Below are 12,986 nucleotides of genomic sequence, written 5' to 3'. Positions count from 1 at the left end.
CCGCTTCGGCGCAGAAATAAAAAAAACCGGCGCGAGCCGGTTTTTTTATGCCTGAGGGTCAGCGAGGAGGGCTGCGAGGTTACCTCAGCCCCGCCGCGATCCGCCCCATTTCGTCGATGCCGCCATCGAACAGCCGCACGAAGAACGGGATCATGTTCGGCAACATCAGCTGCACGAGCAGCAGGCCGACCAGCATGGTCAGCGGAAAGCCGATCTGAAACACGCCGATCTGCGGTGCCGCACGGTTGAGAATGCCGAGCGCGAGGTTGGCGATCAACAGCGCGACGACGACCGGCAACGAAAGCAGCAGCCCCGCCGAGAAGATCGATCCGCCCCAGTTCGCGAGCGTCTGCCAGCCGTTCGGCGCGATCAGGTTCGCCGACACCGGCACCGACTGGAACGTCGTCACGAGCGCGGCGATCATCTGCAGATGACCGTCGACGGCGAGAAACACCAGCGTTGCGATCGTCGTCATGTAGCGCGAGATCACGACGCCCGAGCCGGTCGCCTGCTGGTCGAAGAAGGTCGCGAAGCCGAGGCCCATGCCGAGGCCAATGAAGTAGCCGGTTGCGTCGATCGCCTGGAACACGATCTGCATCGTCACGCCGAGTGCGATGCCGATCAGGAACTGGTTGACGAGAATCCACACGCCGGCCGCGGAAAACACGGTGACCTGCGGCAGCGCGCCGATGGTCGGCGCGACGATGATCGTCGTGAACGCGGCAAGGCCGATTTTCACGCGCGAGGGCAGCGAAGTGTTGCCGAACACCGGCGCCGTCGCGACCAGCGCGGCGATGCGCGCGAACGGCCACAAAAACGCGGTCAGCCAGACGTTCAGTTGCGCGTAGGTGACCGTAAACATGGGGCGAGGAGGGCAGAGTGCGCGCGTCGACGTGCCAGCGGCGCTCAGTTGACGAGCGTCGGAATGCTGGTGAGCGTGTGGCGCAGATAGTCGAGTATCGTGGTCAGCATCCACGGCCCGGCGATCACCAGCGTGACTGCGATCGCGAGCAACTTCGGGATGAACGACAGGGTGCTCTCGTTGATCTGCGTGGCGGCCTGGAACAGGCTCACGACCAGACCGACGACGAGCGCGACCAGCAGCAGCGGGGCGGCCAGCACGAGGCCGACATACATGGCCTGGTGGGCCAGGGTCATGACTGCTTCGGGTGTCATCGTGAGTGCCTCAAAACGGGAGAAGTCACGGGATTAGCGCGGCTCAGACGAAGCTCTGCGCGAGCGAGCCGAGCAGCAACTGCCAGCCGTCTACCAGCACGAACAGCATCAGCTTGAACGGCAGCGAAATCGTCGCCGGCGACACCATCATCATCCCCATCGACATCAACACGCTCGCGACGACCATGTCGATGATGAGGAACGGAATGAAGATCGTAAAGCCGATCGTGAAGCCGGTCTTCAGCTCGCTCGTCACGAACGACGGCACCAGCAGCGACAGCGGCACGTCTTCGGGCCCTTGCATCGGCGCCGCGTGCGAGATGCGCGCGAACAGCGCGAGGTCGCTTTCGCGGGTCTGGCGCAACATGAAGGTCTTGAACGGCGCGACACCGCGCGACACCGCCTGGTCCATCGAGATCGTGCCTTCGGAGAACGGCTTGTAGCCGTCGTTATAGGCCTTGTCGAGCACCGGCGACATCACGAACAGCGTGAGAAACAGCGCGAGGCCGACGAGCACCTGGTTCGGCGGCGTCGTGGTGGTGCCAAGCGCCTGGCGCAGCAGCGACAACACGATCACGATGCGCGTGAAGCTCGTCATCATCAGCACCATCGCGGGCAGGAACGACAGCATCGTGAGCAGCAGCATCGTCTGCACGCTCAGCGAATAGGTCGTGCCGCCGTTCGGGCCGGGGCTCGTCGTGAAGGCCGGCAGGCCGGCGGTTTGCGCGAACGATAGTGTCGGCAGCGCCAACAGCAGCGCCGGCAGCGCGAGTGAAAGCACCGCGGGCAGCACGCCCGACAGGCGCCGCACCAGCGTGAAGAAGGAACCTGACTGCCTGAAACTGACCTGCATTACCGATCCCCGCCGCCGTGCGCGTTGAAACGTTTGCCCACTTCGCCTTTCAGGGCGTCGCGAAAGCGTTGACCAAAGGTGCCGGAAAGCGGTGCGGGCGAAGAAGCGGCAACCGTATCGGCGGCGGCCGACCCCGCCCGCATCGTATGCAGCAGCCGTACGTTGCCGGGCGCGGCGCCAAGCACGAGCCAGGTGTCGCCGATTTCGACGACCGCGACCCGCTCCTTGCCGCCGAGCGAAGCGCCGCCGATCGTCTTCACGAGGCCGCCGCGCTGGCCCGGTTGCAGGCCGAAGCGGCGCGCGAGCCACGCGCAGCCGAACACGAGCGCGATGACGACCGCGAGTCCGACGAAGGTTTGCAGCACCGCGCCGACGCCGAGCGCGGGCACCGCGCTACCCGCGCCGACACCCGAGGCGAGCTTCGCCGCGTTGTTGACCGCGTTGATGTCGGCGGCGTACGCGACGCGCGATGCGACGAGCGCCATGGCGCTCGCCGCGAGCAACACGCCGCGACCAGCCAAACGTTTCATCGATTGAGCTTCCGGATGCGTTCGGACGGCGTGATGATGTCGGTCAGCCGGATGCCGAACTTGTCGTTGACGACGACCACTTCGCCCTGGGCGATCAGGCAGCCGTTGACGAGCACGTCCATCGGCTCGCCGGCGAGGCCGTCGAGTTCGACGACCGAGCCCTGCGCGAGCTGCAGCAGATTGCGGATCGCGATCTTGGTGCGGCCGAGCTCGACCGTCATCTGGACGGGGATGTCCAGGATCATGTCGATGTCGTTGTGCGTCGAGGTCGGCTCGACCTTCGACAGCGGCTGGAACACGCCGCCCGCTGCGGGATTGATTTCGGCGTTGCCGTTCTGTTCGGCGAGCGCGCTGGCCCAGTCGTCCATGTCTGCGTCGGCTTCCGCGGCGGACAGCTCGCCCGCGGCGAGCTGCTCGGCTGCCGCGAGATCGGTCTCGGGCTTTGCGTTCAGGTCACTCATATCCACCTTCCTTCATCGTGTCGGCTGCGCTGATCATCTTCTGGACCCGCAACGCGTACTGACCATTGAAAATTCCGTAGCCGCATTCCATCACCGGCACGCCGTCGACTTTCGCGGTGATGTGCTCGGGGATGTTGAGCGGCAGAACATCGCCTTTGCGCATGTTCAGGATCTGTTCGAACGTGACCGGCACCTGCGCGAGGTCGGCGGTCAGTTGCACCTCGGCCGCCTGAACCTGCTGCGACAGCACGCGCACCCAGCGGCGGTCGACGTCCATCGCCTCGCCCTGGATCGGCGACGAGAGCACGTCGCGGATCGGTTCGATCATCGAGTACGGCATGCAGATGTGCAGCGTGCCGCCCGTCGAGCCGAACTCGATCGAGAACTGGGTGACGATGACGATCTCGTTCGGCGTCGCGACGTTGGCGAACTGCGTGTGCATTTCCGATCGCACGTATTCGAACTGCAGCGGGCGCACGCTTTTCCACGACGCCGTGTAGTGCTCGAACGTCAGGTTGAGCAGCTTCGTGATGATGCGCTGCTCGGTCTGCGTGAAATCGCGGCCTTCGACGCGCGTATGGAAGCGGCCGTCGCCGCCGAACAGGTTGTCGACCACGAAGAACACGAGGTTCGGGTCGAACACGAACAGCGACGTGCCGCGCAGCGGCTTCACGTGGACCAGGTTCAGGTTGGTCGGGATCGGCAGATTGCGGGTGAATTCGCTGTACTTCTGCACCTTCACCGGGCCGACGGAGATTTCCGCCGAGCGCCGCATGAAGTTGAAAATGCCGACGCGCAACAGGCGCGCGAAACGGTCGTTGATGATTTCGAGGCCTGGCATCCGGCCACGGACGATCCGTTCCTGCGTGGCGATGTTGTACGGGCGTACGCCCGTGCGGTCGCCTTGATCGGATTCCGTGTCGGATTCGCCGGTGACGCCCTTCAGAAGGGCATCGACCTCCTCCTGGGACATGAACTCTTCGTGGCCCATTGCTTATTCCTCGTGCGTCCCTTGGCGATTGATGATGGCAGTGCTTTTCAACGTCACGTCACTGCACGACGAACTCGGTGAACAGCACGTCCTGCACGCGGATCGGCGCCGAGCCCTTTTCGGTCGGATCGCTGATCAGCGTCTTCAGTTCTTCGGCGAGCGCACGCTTGCCTTCGAGCGGCGCGAGTTCGTCGGGATGATGGTTCGACAACGCGAGCAGGATGCGGCTGCGGACTTCCGGCATGTGATCGGTGAGGATCTGCTGGGTAGCGGCGTCGCCGAGCTTCAGCGTGAGGCCGATGCGCAGGAAGTGCTGTTGGCCGTCGTCCGACTGGAGGTTGACGGTCATCGATTCGAGCGGGAAGAACAGCGGCGCGGCGGGCGCCGCCGGCGCGGCTTCGGCGGATGCGGCGACGGGTGCGCGCTTCGACATGAAGAACCACACGCCCGCACCGGCAGCGCCCGCGGCGATCAACGCAATGAGGACGATCAGGATGATGCGCTTCATGGGGCCCGGCGAGGCGGGCGCGGCTTGTTGCGGGGCGGTCGTGGTTGCCATGGGGTGTGGGTTGTTAGCCTTGCGGCTAGCCTAGTAAGGGTTAGGGTGATTGTTGTTGATTTGCCTGCGGCGCTATGGGTCGAAAAGAAGGGCTATTTCTGGCTATCTCAGGTTTTTGGTGTTTTTTTAATTTTTTTCTGGCTGGTTTTCCTGGGGTGTTGGCCTTTCCTTGTTGTCTTATTGGGGTGTTGGCCTTTCCTTGATGTCTTATCGGTCTATTAGCGTTGCCCCTGTGCGGGGCGGCACCTACTTTCTTTGCTGCTGCAAAGAAAGTAGGCAAAGAAGACAGCTCAAACCGCTAATTCTTAAGCGGGTCCCCTGGCTTGGAGGGGGTAGTGGTGCATCTGGAGTCGGTGCTCCCGCACCTTCCGCGCTAGTGACAAAGCCGTCATCCGCACCCACTCCGCACTGCGTGCGTCGCGGACGGGTCTGCCAGGAGAACCAACGGTTTTGGAACGACGCTTCGGCGCGCGGAGCGCCGCCGGAAGAATGACGGCCTTGTCACTACCGCGGAAGGTGCGGGAGCACGGATTCCAGATGCACCACTACCATGTGCGGACCGAGGTGCCCACTTATGAGCTGGCGGTTTGAGCTGTCTTCTTTGCCTACTTTCTTTGCAGCAGCAAAGAAAGTAGGTGCCGCCCCGCACAGGGGCAACGCCAATAGACCGATAAGACAACAAGGAAAGGCCAACACCCCAGGAACACCGCCAAAAAGACCTAGCCCTTTAGGCAAAAGTATCGACCAACCCCACCTGCTGCCGCACGGCAACATTACCAACGGCATCGCCGGAGTCCACCGAGCTGTCCCCGGCAAGACCGCCACCACTGCCGCCACTGCCCCCCTTACCTCCAGACCCACCCGCGCCAGCGCCCTGCTGCTGCCCGCTCTGCCGGGCAAACCCATCACTCACACTCGCGCTCCCCAACCCAATCCCATTGGACTCCATCGCCTCGCGCAGCTTCGGCAACGCCGCCTCAACCGCCTCCCGCACCGACTGGTGCTGCGAAACAAACAGCGCATGCGCATGGTTATCCGCAACCTGCAACACGACCTGCAACGGCCCCAGGTCCTTCGGATTGAGCGTGAGCTCGGCGCTCTGCGAATGAGCGTTCGACAAAAACACCACCTTCTGACTCAGCGCGTCTTCCCAGTCGCCCGTGCCGACCTGCGGCGTCAGCGCGTTCGCAGCCGCCGCCGCGCTCGCGTTGCCGGTGCTCTGCACCGCCGCCGTCGTGCTCGCGGCATTCGCGGCCGCCTGCGTCGCGGCCAGCGCGGCGTTCGCCGCATCCGCGGCGCTGCGCGCCGACGCCAGGTTGTCCGCCTGGCCGCTCGTCGCGGCCGCGGCGCTCAGCGCATCGGCGGCCGATTTCGCTGTCGATGGATCGGCCAGCGCGGTCGCGGCGGCCGTCGCCGTCGTCAGCGTCGTATGCGTGGTCGAGGCGGCCTTGCCGTCGCCGAACAGGCCGTTGCTCGCCGTCTTGTCGTCCGAGGTGGCGTTCAAGCCGTTTTTCGTGCCACCCAGGCCGCCCGCCGAGTTCGACACGCTCGCGGCTTTCACTGCCGCGCCGCTTGCGAGCGCCTGCGCAGGCACCGCGCCCTGGCCGCTCGCCAGTGCGGACAGCGCACTGTGCAACGCATCCTGCAAGGTCTTCGGATCGACCGCGCCTTTCTTGCCGGCCGCGGCAGTGGCGGTGGCCGTGAGCGCGGTCGCGCTCGTGCCGGCCAGCGCGCTCAATGCATCAGTGGCGGCGCTTGCCGCATCGGTCGTGCTGGTCGCGTTCGTGTCGGCGTTGTTGGCGGCAGCCTGTGCCTGCGCTTGCACCTGAGCCTGCACGGCCGCCGCCGCGGCGGCGAGCGCGCCGGCGTCGGTCTGCGCCTTCTTGCCGACCTGCTGCGCCTGCGTCGTGCTCGTCTGGCCGTTCGAGGCCTGTTGCGTTTGCGTCGGCGACGTCGCGGACGAAGTAGACGGGGCGGACGAGGCGGACGAGGTGGACGACGCACTGCCGTTCGCCGCGCCGCTGCCGTTCTGGCTGCTGCTCGCGCTCTGCTGCGAGGCAGCGGGCGCGGGTCGCGACGCAGGAGGCGCGCTCGGCGGCGTCGACGAACTCGCCTGCTGTTGATTCGCGCTGTTCTGCTGGTCGATGCTCTGCTGCAAGGTCTGCGCGAACGAGCTCGAGCTGGCCGCGGCGTTCGCGGCAGCGCTCGACGCGTTGCCGCCCGTGCCGAGCAATGCGCTCAGGTCTGAGCCGATCTGGGAAAGAAGCGACATAAGAAATCCTGTGAATCTGTCAAACGGGTATGCGTTCAGGCTTTAGCCGCGAGGCAACGCCTCACGCGCCGTCGGCACGCATGCGCAGAATCCGCGCCGCGAATTCATCGGCGTCGCGCTGCTCGCGCCGTGCGGCGACCTTCGCCTCGGCCGCTTCGCCGCGCGCTTGCAGCACTTCGTACGAGCCGAGCTTCTGCTTCTGGCGTTGCCAGTCGGGCTTCGCCGCCTCGACGCGCGCGCTCGCCGTGACGAGCAGCTTGCGCTGCTGCTCGATCGCGGAGTCGAGCGTGTCGATGAACGCCTGGAAGTTGCGCATGTTGCCGGCCGGCATGCCCGACTGCGCGCTCGCGGTGAAGCGCGCGTAGTATTCGTCGCGGTACTGCACGAGCGCATCGAGTTGCGCCTGTACGTCGTTGCGCTCGCGCTGCGCGCGGCCGAGTCGCTGCGCGGCGGCGTCCACGTCGTCCTGCGCGAGACCGATCAGTGTCTTGATCGGAAAGTGTTTCGACATCGTCAGCCTCCTCGGCCCTAGGCAAACAGCGCGTTCAGCATGTCGACGCTCGGCTTGAAGTTCGCGCATTCGCGAAAGCCTTGCTGCAGGAACGCTTCCATCCGCGGATACAGCGCAATCGCGCGATCGAGCACCTGGTCGCGCCCGCTCGAATACGCGCCGACGTTGATCAGATCGCGGTTGCGCTGATAGCGCGACAGCATCTGCTTGAACATACGCGTTTTATTCAGGTGGTTTTCGTCGATCAACGCGGTCATTGCCCGGCTAATCGACGCTTCGATATCGATCGCCGGGTAGTGGCCGGCTTCGGCGAGCGAGCGCGACAGCACGATATGGCCGTCGAGAATCGCGCGCGCCGAGTCGGCGATCGGGTCCTGCTGATCGTCGCCTTCGGTGAGCACCGTGTAGAACGCGGTGATCGAGCCGCCGCCCGCCGGGCCGTTACCGGTGCGCTCGACGAGCGCCGGCAGCTTCGCGAACACCGAAGGCGGATAGCCCTTGGTCGCGGGCGGCTCGCCGACGGCCAGCGCGATCTCGCGTTGCGCCATCGCGTAGCGGGTCAGCGAATCCATCAGCAGCAGCACGTGCTTGCCCTGGTCGCGGAAGTATTCGGCGAGCGAGGTCGAGTACGCGGCGGCCTGCATCCGCAACAGCGGCGACACATCGGCAGGAGCTGCGATCACGACCGAGCGCGCCAAACCTTCCTCGCCGAGAATCTGTTCGATGAATTCCTTCACTTCGCGGCCGCGTTCGCCGATCAGGCCGATCACGATCACCTCGGCGCTGGTGTAGCGCGCCATCGTGCCGAGCAGCACCGATTTACCGACGCCCGAGCCCGCGAACAGCCCCATGCGTTGTCCCCGGCCGACGGTCAGGAGCGAGTTGATCGCGCGCACGCCGACGTCGAGCACCTTGTGAATCGGCTCGCGATTGAGCGGGTTGATGACCGGCGCGGACAGTGGTGCGTCGGTTCTCGTGCCGAGCGGGCCGAGTCCGTCGAGCGGACGGCCCGATGCGTCGAGCACGCGGCCGAGCAATTCCCAGCCGACCGGCAGACGCTTGGCGCCCGCGAGCGGATCGGCGATCGGCGCGCTTTCGAGCGGAAACACGCGCGCGCCGGGCAGCAGGCCGATCACTTCGGTGGTCGGCATCAGGAACAGCTTGTCGCCGGAGAAGCCGACCACTTCGGCTTCGGCCATCGGCAACGAGCTGCCGGGCGGCAGTTCGATCATCACTTCGGCGCCGACCGACAGGCGCAGGCCGACCGCTTCGAGCACGAGACCGGCCGCGCGGGTCAGACGTCCGCACGCGCGCAGCGGCTTGGCGATCGCGTTGCGCGCGCGCAGCGCGTCGAGCTGGCCACGCCACACTTGCATGTGGGGATTGATGTCGAGCGCGGGATCGTAGGGCGGCAGGTGCGGCGTGTGGTCCGGCGCGGCGCCTGGCGCGGGATGCGCCAGCACCGCAACGGGCGCGGCCGCATCCGCAATTTCGGCTGGACTGACCGGCTCGACATCGGCCAGCGCCTCGGCGCCGAACGACGCCAACGCGAGCTCGCGTTCGAGCGGCGTCAGGTCGCTGGCGCGGATCTCGGCGAGCGTCGGCTTCACCACGTGCTCACTTTGCCGAGCGCGGCGGCGACGCGCTGCCAGCGCGTGTCGATGCCCGCGTCGACCTCGCCGGTGCCGGCCTGCGCGCGGCAACCGCCGCGCTCCACCGCCGGATCGGTGCGCACGGTCCAGCCGCGCGTTTGCAACTCTTCGAGCAGATACGCCTCGACGACCGGCAGATCGGCGGGACTCACGATCAGCGCCGGCGCGCCGGCGAGCGCGGGCTCGGCCGCGAGCACTTCGCGCGCGGCCGCGATCAGCGCGGTGGGATCGTGCTGCACGTGCTGGCGCACGACCTGTTGCGCGATGTCGAGCGCGAGCGCGATCAGCGTTTCGGAGATCGCATGCTGCGCGCCATCGAGCGCGGTCTTGAAGGTTTCAGCGAGCGCGGCGAGTCGCATCGCTTCCTCGCGTGCCTCGGTCTGGCCTTGCGCGAAACCTTGCGCGTGCCCCTGGTCGTAGCCGGCCTGATAGCCGAGCGCCTGGCCGGCCACATGACCGGAGGCGACGCCCTGCGCATGCGCGGCTTCGCGGCGGCGCTCGAGTTCGGCTTCGAACGCGCGTTCGTCGAATTCGGGCTCGGGCGGCGGCGGCGCCGGCGGGACCGGGTCGAACGACGCCATCTCCCAGCGCTGGTAGGCCGAGAGGCTTTCCTTTGCCGGGGCGTTCGGATCAGACATACGCGTCTTCCGCCTTGCCGCCTAGAACGATCTGCCCGCTCTCGGCCAGGTTGCGCACGATCTGCAGGATGCGGCGCTGCTGCGTCTCGACTTCGGACACGCGCACCGGGCCGCGCGCGTCGAGGTCTTCGGCGAGCAGCTCGGCCGCACGCTGCGACATGTTCGAGAGGAACTTCTGACGCAGCGCGGGCGGCGCGCCCTTCAGCGAGATGATCAGCGCCTCGGATTCGACTTCCTTCAGCAGCAGCTGGATCGCACGGTCTTCGAGGTCGAGCAGGTTCTCGAACACGAACATCTGGTCGACGATCTTCTGCGCGAGTTCGGCGTCGTACTGCCGCACGTTTTCGAGCACGCCTTCTTCGTGGCTGCTCGACATGAAGTTGAGAATCTCGGCCGCCGTGCGGATCCCGCCCATCGGGCTGCGCTTCAGGTTGTCGCTGCCGGAGAGGAGGCCGGTCAGCACGTCGTCGAGTTCGCGCAGCGCGGCCGGCTGGATGCCGTCGAGCGTCGCGATCCGCAGGAGCACGTCGTTGCGCAGACGGTCCGTGAAGCAGGCGATGATCTCCGAGGCCTGATCGCGGTCCAGATGCACGAGGATCGTCGCGATGATCTGCGGATGCTCGTTCTTGATCAGTTCGGCGACAGCCGCCGAGTCCATCCACTTCAGGCCCTCGATACCGCTCGTGTCGCTGCCCTGCAGGATCCGGTCGATGATCGCGCCGGCCTTGTCGTCGCCGAGCGCCTTGGTCAGCACCGAGCGGATGTACTCGCTCGAATCGAGCGACATGCCGGTGTGCTGCTCGGCTTCCTTCACGAACTCCTGCAGCACCTCGTCGACCTGCTCGCGGGTCACGTTCTTCAGCGCGGCCATCGCGACGCCGATCTTCTGGACCTCACGGGGGCCCAGAAACTTGAACACCTGCGCCGCCTCTTCCTCGCCGATCGACATCAGCAGCAGCGCGCTTTTCACTACGCCTTCAGCGCTCATCGGACACCCAGTTCTTGACGACGGTTGCTACGATCTTCGGATCCTGACGCGCGATGCTGCGCGCGAACTCCAGGTTCCGCTCATATTTGTGCTTCGCGTTTTCGAGCGCGAGCGTCTCGCTGTCCGTTTCGATGTCGACCACCGCGCCATCGCGCTCTTCGGCCGGGATGCCGTCGAGCAGCACCGGCTCGTCGGGCGACATGAGCGCGGCAACCGGCTCGGGCGGCGGCGGGAACGCGCGGCGCAGCGCCGGCTTCACCATCACGAAGTAGAGGAACAGGGCGACCGCGCCGATGCCGAGGTAGGTCGCGATCTGCTTGTAGAGCGCGAGCATGTCCGGCGTGCGCCACCACGGCAGGTCGGCGTTCGGGTCGAGCTCGGTGCTGAACGCGCTGTTGACTACGTTGACCGAGTCGCCGCGCGACTCGTCGAAGCCCATCGCGTCCTTCACGAGCTGCGTGATCTGGGCGAGCTTGTCGGCGCTGACCGGCTGCATCGTCACATGGCCCTTCGGGTCGACGACGCGCAGATAGTTGACGACCACCGCGACCGACAGCCGGCGGATGCCGCCCATCGGCTGATCGACGTGGCGCACGGTCTTGTCGAGTTCGTAGTTGGTGGTCGAATCCTTGCGATCGCTGACCGGCGTCGTCGCGACCGAGCTCGCACCGTTGCCGGCCACGATCGGCGCGGACGCCGGCTGCGGCGGCTGGTTCGACAGCGCGCCCGGCACGCCCGAAGCGCCGCCTTGCGACATCTCGGTGGCGCTGCTCTGCTGCTGGCTGCGGATCGCGGCCCGTTGCGGATTGCCGTTCGGGCCGTAGTTCTCCGAGGTCTGTTCGCTGTGCGAGAAGTCGATGTCGGCGCTGACCTGCGAGCGCGCGTTGCCGGCGCCGAACAGCGGCGCGAGGATCGCGTCGATGCGCTGCTGCGTGTTGCGCTCGATTTGCTGGCGGAACTTCAGCTGGGTGGCATCGAGCCCGCTGCCGCTGCTCGGCTGCGTGAGCAGGTTGCCGTCCTGGTCGAGGATCGTCACGCCCCGCACCGGCATTTCCGGCACCGCCGACGCCACCATGTGCGTAATCGCGACCACCTGGCCTTCGTCGAGCACGCGGCCCGGATACAGGTTCACAAGCACGGCCGCCGACGGCGGTTCCTTGTCGCGCACGAACACGCTCGGCTTCGGAATCGCGAGATGCACGCGCGCGGACTTGACGCTCGAGATCGATTCGATCGTGCGTTCGAGTTCGCCTTCGAGCGCGCGCTGATAGTTGATCTGCTCGTCGAACTGGCTGATGCCGAATTTCTGGTTGTCCATCAGCTCGAAGCCGACCGAGCCGCTCTTGGGCAGACCCTGCGAGGCGAGGCGCAGGCGCATCTCGTGGACCTGCTCGGCCGGCACGAGGATCGCGCCACCGCTGTCGGACAGCTTGTACGGAATGTTTGCCTGCTGGAGCGCGGCGATGATCGAGCCGCCGTCGCGGTCGGACAGATTGCTGTAGAGCACCTTGTAGTCGGGCGAGCGCGACCACAGGAACAGGCCCGCGACGACCGCCACCAGCAGCGCAACCGCGAACACGAGCGGCGCGCGCGGGTTGCCGCGCATCTGCGCGAGCCCTGACAGACGCTGACCGAAATTGCCGCCGATACCACCGAGGCCGCCGAGGTCGGCGGTGCCGCCGGCCTGGCCGCTACCGGGCTGAGCGGCCGCGGGCTGCGCGCCGGCGAGCCCCATGCGGGCGTCGGGGTTGATCAACGAGTTGGCTGACGAATCCATGCGTCGGGTTTCTCCGGGGGATGCCTTGGCGTTCTGCCGTGATGCCGCGCCGAGGCTCGGCGGACGGACAGAGACTTTCACGTTTGAAATTATCCGCAGCGCCGCTCAACCCGATTGCTTGAATAGAGCAGGGTTTCCCCCCTAGTTTCGGGACTTTCCGCGAGAGGCCGCTGCTATGCTTTCGTCCAGATCGGTACACCTTCCGGCGGTCCGATCGCACATTCAACGGAGAAAACATGACCATGCCCGTGAACGCGCTATCGTCGGCGCTGCAACAGATGCAGGCGATGGCGGCGCAGGCGGCCGGCGGTGCGAGCCCGGCGGCGGAGCAGTCCGGCGCGGCGACACCCACCAGCTTCGCGGCGGCGATGAAGGCCTCGCTCGACAAGATCAGCAGCGACCAGCAGACGGCGATCGGCGAATCGCAGGCGTTCGAACTCGGTTCGTCGAACGTGTCGCTGAACGACGTGATGGTCGACATGCAGAAGGCCAACATCGGCTTCCAGTTCGGCCTGCAGGTTCGCAACAAGCTCGTCGCCGCGTACAACGACATCGCGCAGTTGTCGATCTGAGCGGCG

Annotated in this window: 14 protein-coding genes; 1 reads left to right on the top strand and 13 read right to left on the bottom strand. The window is 66.1% G+C overall.

The features are described 5' to 3' along the window. Nucleotides 1-79: 79 nt before the first annotated feature. From fliR to fliF, 13 genes are all read right to left on the bottom strand, one after another. Nucleotides 80-862 carry a flagellar biosynthetic protein FliR gene (fliR, locus tag CI15_RS05330; protein ID WP_062125031.1) on the bottom strand — a complete coding sequence of 261 codons (783 nt, stop codon included), beginning with the start codon at nt 860-862 and terminating at the stop codon, nt 80-82. A 44-nt stretch (nt 863-906) separates the two neighbouring features. Continuing rightward, complete coding sequence (gene fliQ / locus CI15_RS05325) at nt 907-1,176, bottom strand: flagellar biosynthesis protein FliQ (RefSeq protein ID WP_062125029.1); 270 nt, start codon at nt 1,174-1,176, stop codon at nt 907-909. A 43-nt stretch (nt 1,177-1,219) separates the two neighbouring features. Beyond that, entirely contained in the window at nt 1,220-2,029 is an 810-nt protein-coding gene (gene fliP, locus CI15_RS05320; protein ID WP_062125027.1) for a flagellar type III secretion system pore protein FliP, read from the bottom strand. Next, complete coding sequence (gene fliO, locus CI15_RS05315) at nt 2,029-2,559, bottom strand: flagellar biosynthetic protein FliO (RefSeq protein WP_062125025.1); 531 nt, start codon at nt 2,557-2,559, stop codon at nt 2,029-2,031. Before fliO ends, fliP begins: the two co-directional genes overlap by 1 nt. Further along, complete coding sequence (gene fliN, locus CI15_RS05310) at nt 2,556-3,020, bottom strand: flagellar motor switch protein FliN (protein ID WP_062125024.1); 465 nt, start codon at nt 3,018-3,020, stop codon at nt 2,556-2,558. Before fliN ends, fliO begins: the two co-directional genes overlap by 4 nt. Further along, entirely contained in the window at nt 3,013-4,011 is a 999-nt protein-coding gene (gene fliM / locus CI15_RS05305; protein ID WP_062125022.1) for a flagellar motor switch protein FliM, read from the bottom strand. The genes fliN and fliM overlap by 8 nt, the downstream gene beginning before the upstream one ends. Before the next feature lie 58 nt (nt 4,012-4,069). Further along, nucleotides 4,070-4,570 (bottom strand): flagellar basal body-associated protein FliL, encoded by a 501-nt coding sequence (gene fliL, locus CI15_RS05300; RefSeq protein WP_062125020.1) that lies wholly within the window; start codon nt 4,568-4,570, stop codon nt 4,070-4,072. Nucleotides 4,571-5,297: 727 nt separating this feature from the next. After that, nucleotides 5,298-6,842: a flagellar hook-length control protein FliK gene (locus tag CI15_RS05295; RefSeq protein WP_062125018.1), complete on the bottom strand. Its 1,545-nt coding sequence runs from the start codon at nt 6,840-6,842 to the stop codon at nt 5,298-5,300. A 61-nt stretch (nt 6,843-6,903) separates the two neighbouring features. Next, a complete protein-coding gene (gene fliJ, locus CI15_RS05290; RefSeq protein WP_062125016.1) occupies nt 6,904-7,353 on the bottom strand; it encodes a flagellar export protein FliJ in 450 nt (149 codons plus the stop codon). A gap of 17 nt (nt 7,354-7,370) precedes the next feature. After that, nucleotides 7,371-8,966, bottom strand: a complete 1,596-nt coding sequence (gene fliI, locus CI15_RS05285) for a flagellar protein export ATPase FliI (RefSeq protein WP_062125014.1) — start codon at nt 8,964-8,966, stop codon at nt 7,371-7,373. Beyond that, nucleotides 8,960-9,643 carry a flagellar assembly protein FliH gene (gene fliH, locus CI15_RS05280; protein ID WP_062125012.1) on the bottom strand — a complete coding sequence of 228 codons (684 nt, stop codon included), beginning with the start codon at nt 9,641-9,643 and terminating at the stop codon, nt 8,960-8,962. Before fliH ends, fliI begins: the two co-directional genes overlap by 7 nt. Then, entirely contained in the window at nt 9,636-10,631 is a 996-nt protein-coding gene (fliG, locus tag CI15_RS05275) for a flagellar motor switch protein FliG (RefSeq protein WP_062125010.1), read from the bottom strand. The genes fliH and fliG overlap by 8 nt, the downstream gene beginning before the upstream one ends. Further along, entirely contained in the window at nt 10,621-12,408 is a 1,788-nt protein-coding gene (gene fliF / locus CI15_RS05270) for a flagellar basal-body MS-ring/collar protein FliF (protein ID WP_062125008.1), read from the bottom strand. Before fliF ends, fliG begins: the two co-directional genes overlap by 11 nt. A 236-nt stretch (nt 12,409-12,644) precedes the next feature. Here fliF and fliE point away from each other — a divergent pair, with 236 nt between their 5' ends. Next, a complete protein-coding gene (gene fliE / locus CI15_RS05265) occupies nt 12,645-12,980 on the top strand; it encodes a flagellar hook-basal body complex protein FliE (RefSeq protein ID WP_062125005.1) in 336 nt (111 codons plus the stop codon). Nucleotides 12,981-12,986 lie beyond the last annotated feature (6 nt).

Source organism: Paraburkholderia monticola (genome assembly GCF_001580545.1).
GTDB classification, from domain to species: Bacteria; Pseudomonadota; Gammaproteobacteria; order Burkholderiales; family Burkholderiaceae; genus Paraburkholderia; species Paraburkholderia monticola.
This window is presented reverse-complemented; position numbering and strand designations above follow the sequence as displayed.

Coding starts and splice junctions, on each gene's coding strand:
- CI15_RS05295 (WP_062125018.1), bottom strand. CDS start 6,842: ATGTCGCTTCTTTCCCAGATCGGCTCAGACCTGAGCGCATTGCTCGGC.
- fliF (WP_062125008.1), bottom strand. CDS start 12,408: ATGGATTCGTCAGCCAACTCGTTGATCAACCCCGACGCCCGCATGGGG.
- fliR (WP_062125031.1), bottom strand. CDS start 862: ATGTTTACGGTCACCTACGCGCAACTGAACGTCTGGCTGACCGCGTTT.
- fliM (WP_062125022.1), bottom strand. CDS start 4,011: ATGGGCCACGAAGAGTTCATGTCCCAGGAGGAGGTCGATGCCCTTCTG.
- fliE (WP_062125005.1), top strand. CDS start 12,645: ATGACCATGCCCGTGAACGCGCTATCGTCGGCGCTGCAACAGATGCAG.
- fliL (WP_062125020.1), bottom strand. CDS start 4,570: ATGGCAACCACGACCGCCCCGCAACAAGCCGCGCCCGCCTCGCCGGGC.
- fliO (WP_062125025.1), bottom strand. CDS start 2,559: ATGAAACGTTTGGCTGGTCGCGGCGTGTTGCTCGCGGCGAGCGCCATG.
- fliN (WP_062125024.1), bottom strand. CDS start 3,020: ATGAGTGACCTGAACGCAAAGCCCGAGACCGATCTCGCGGCAGCCGAG.
- fliP (WP_062125027.1), bottom strand. CDS start 2,029: ATGCAGGTCAGTTTCAGGCAGTCAGGTTCCTTCTTCACGCTGGTGCGG.
- fliG (WP_062125010.1), bottom strand. CDS start 10,631: ATGAGCGCTGAAGGCGTAGTGAAAAGCGCGCTGCTGCTGATGTCGATC.
- fliH (WP_062125012.1), bottom strand. CDS start 9,643: ATGTCTGATCCGAACGCCCCGGCAAAGGAAAGCCTCTCGGCCTACCAG.
- fliJ (WP_062125016.1), bottom strand. CDS start 7,353: ATGTCGAAACACTTTCCGATCAAGACACTGATCGGTCTCGCGCAGGAC.
- fliQ (WP_062125029.1), bottom strand. CDS start 1,176: ATGACACCCGAAGCAGTCATGACCCTGGCCCACCAGGCCATGTATGTC.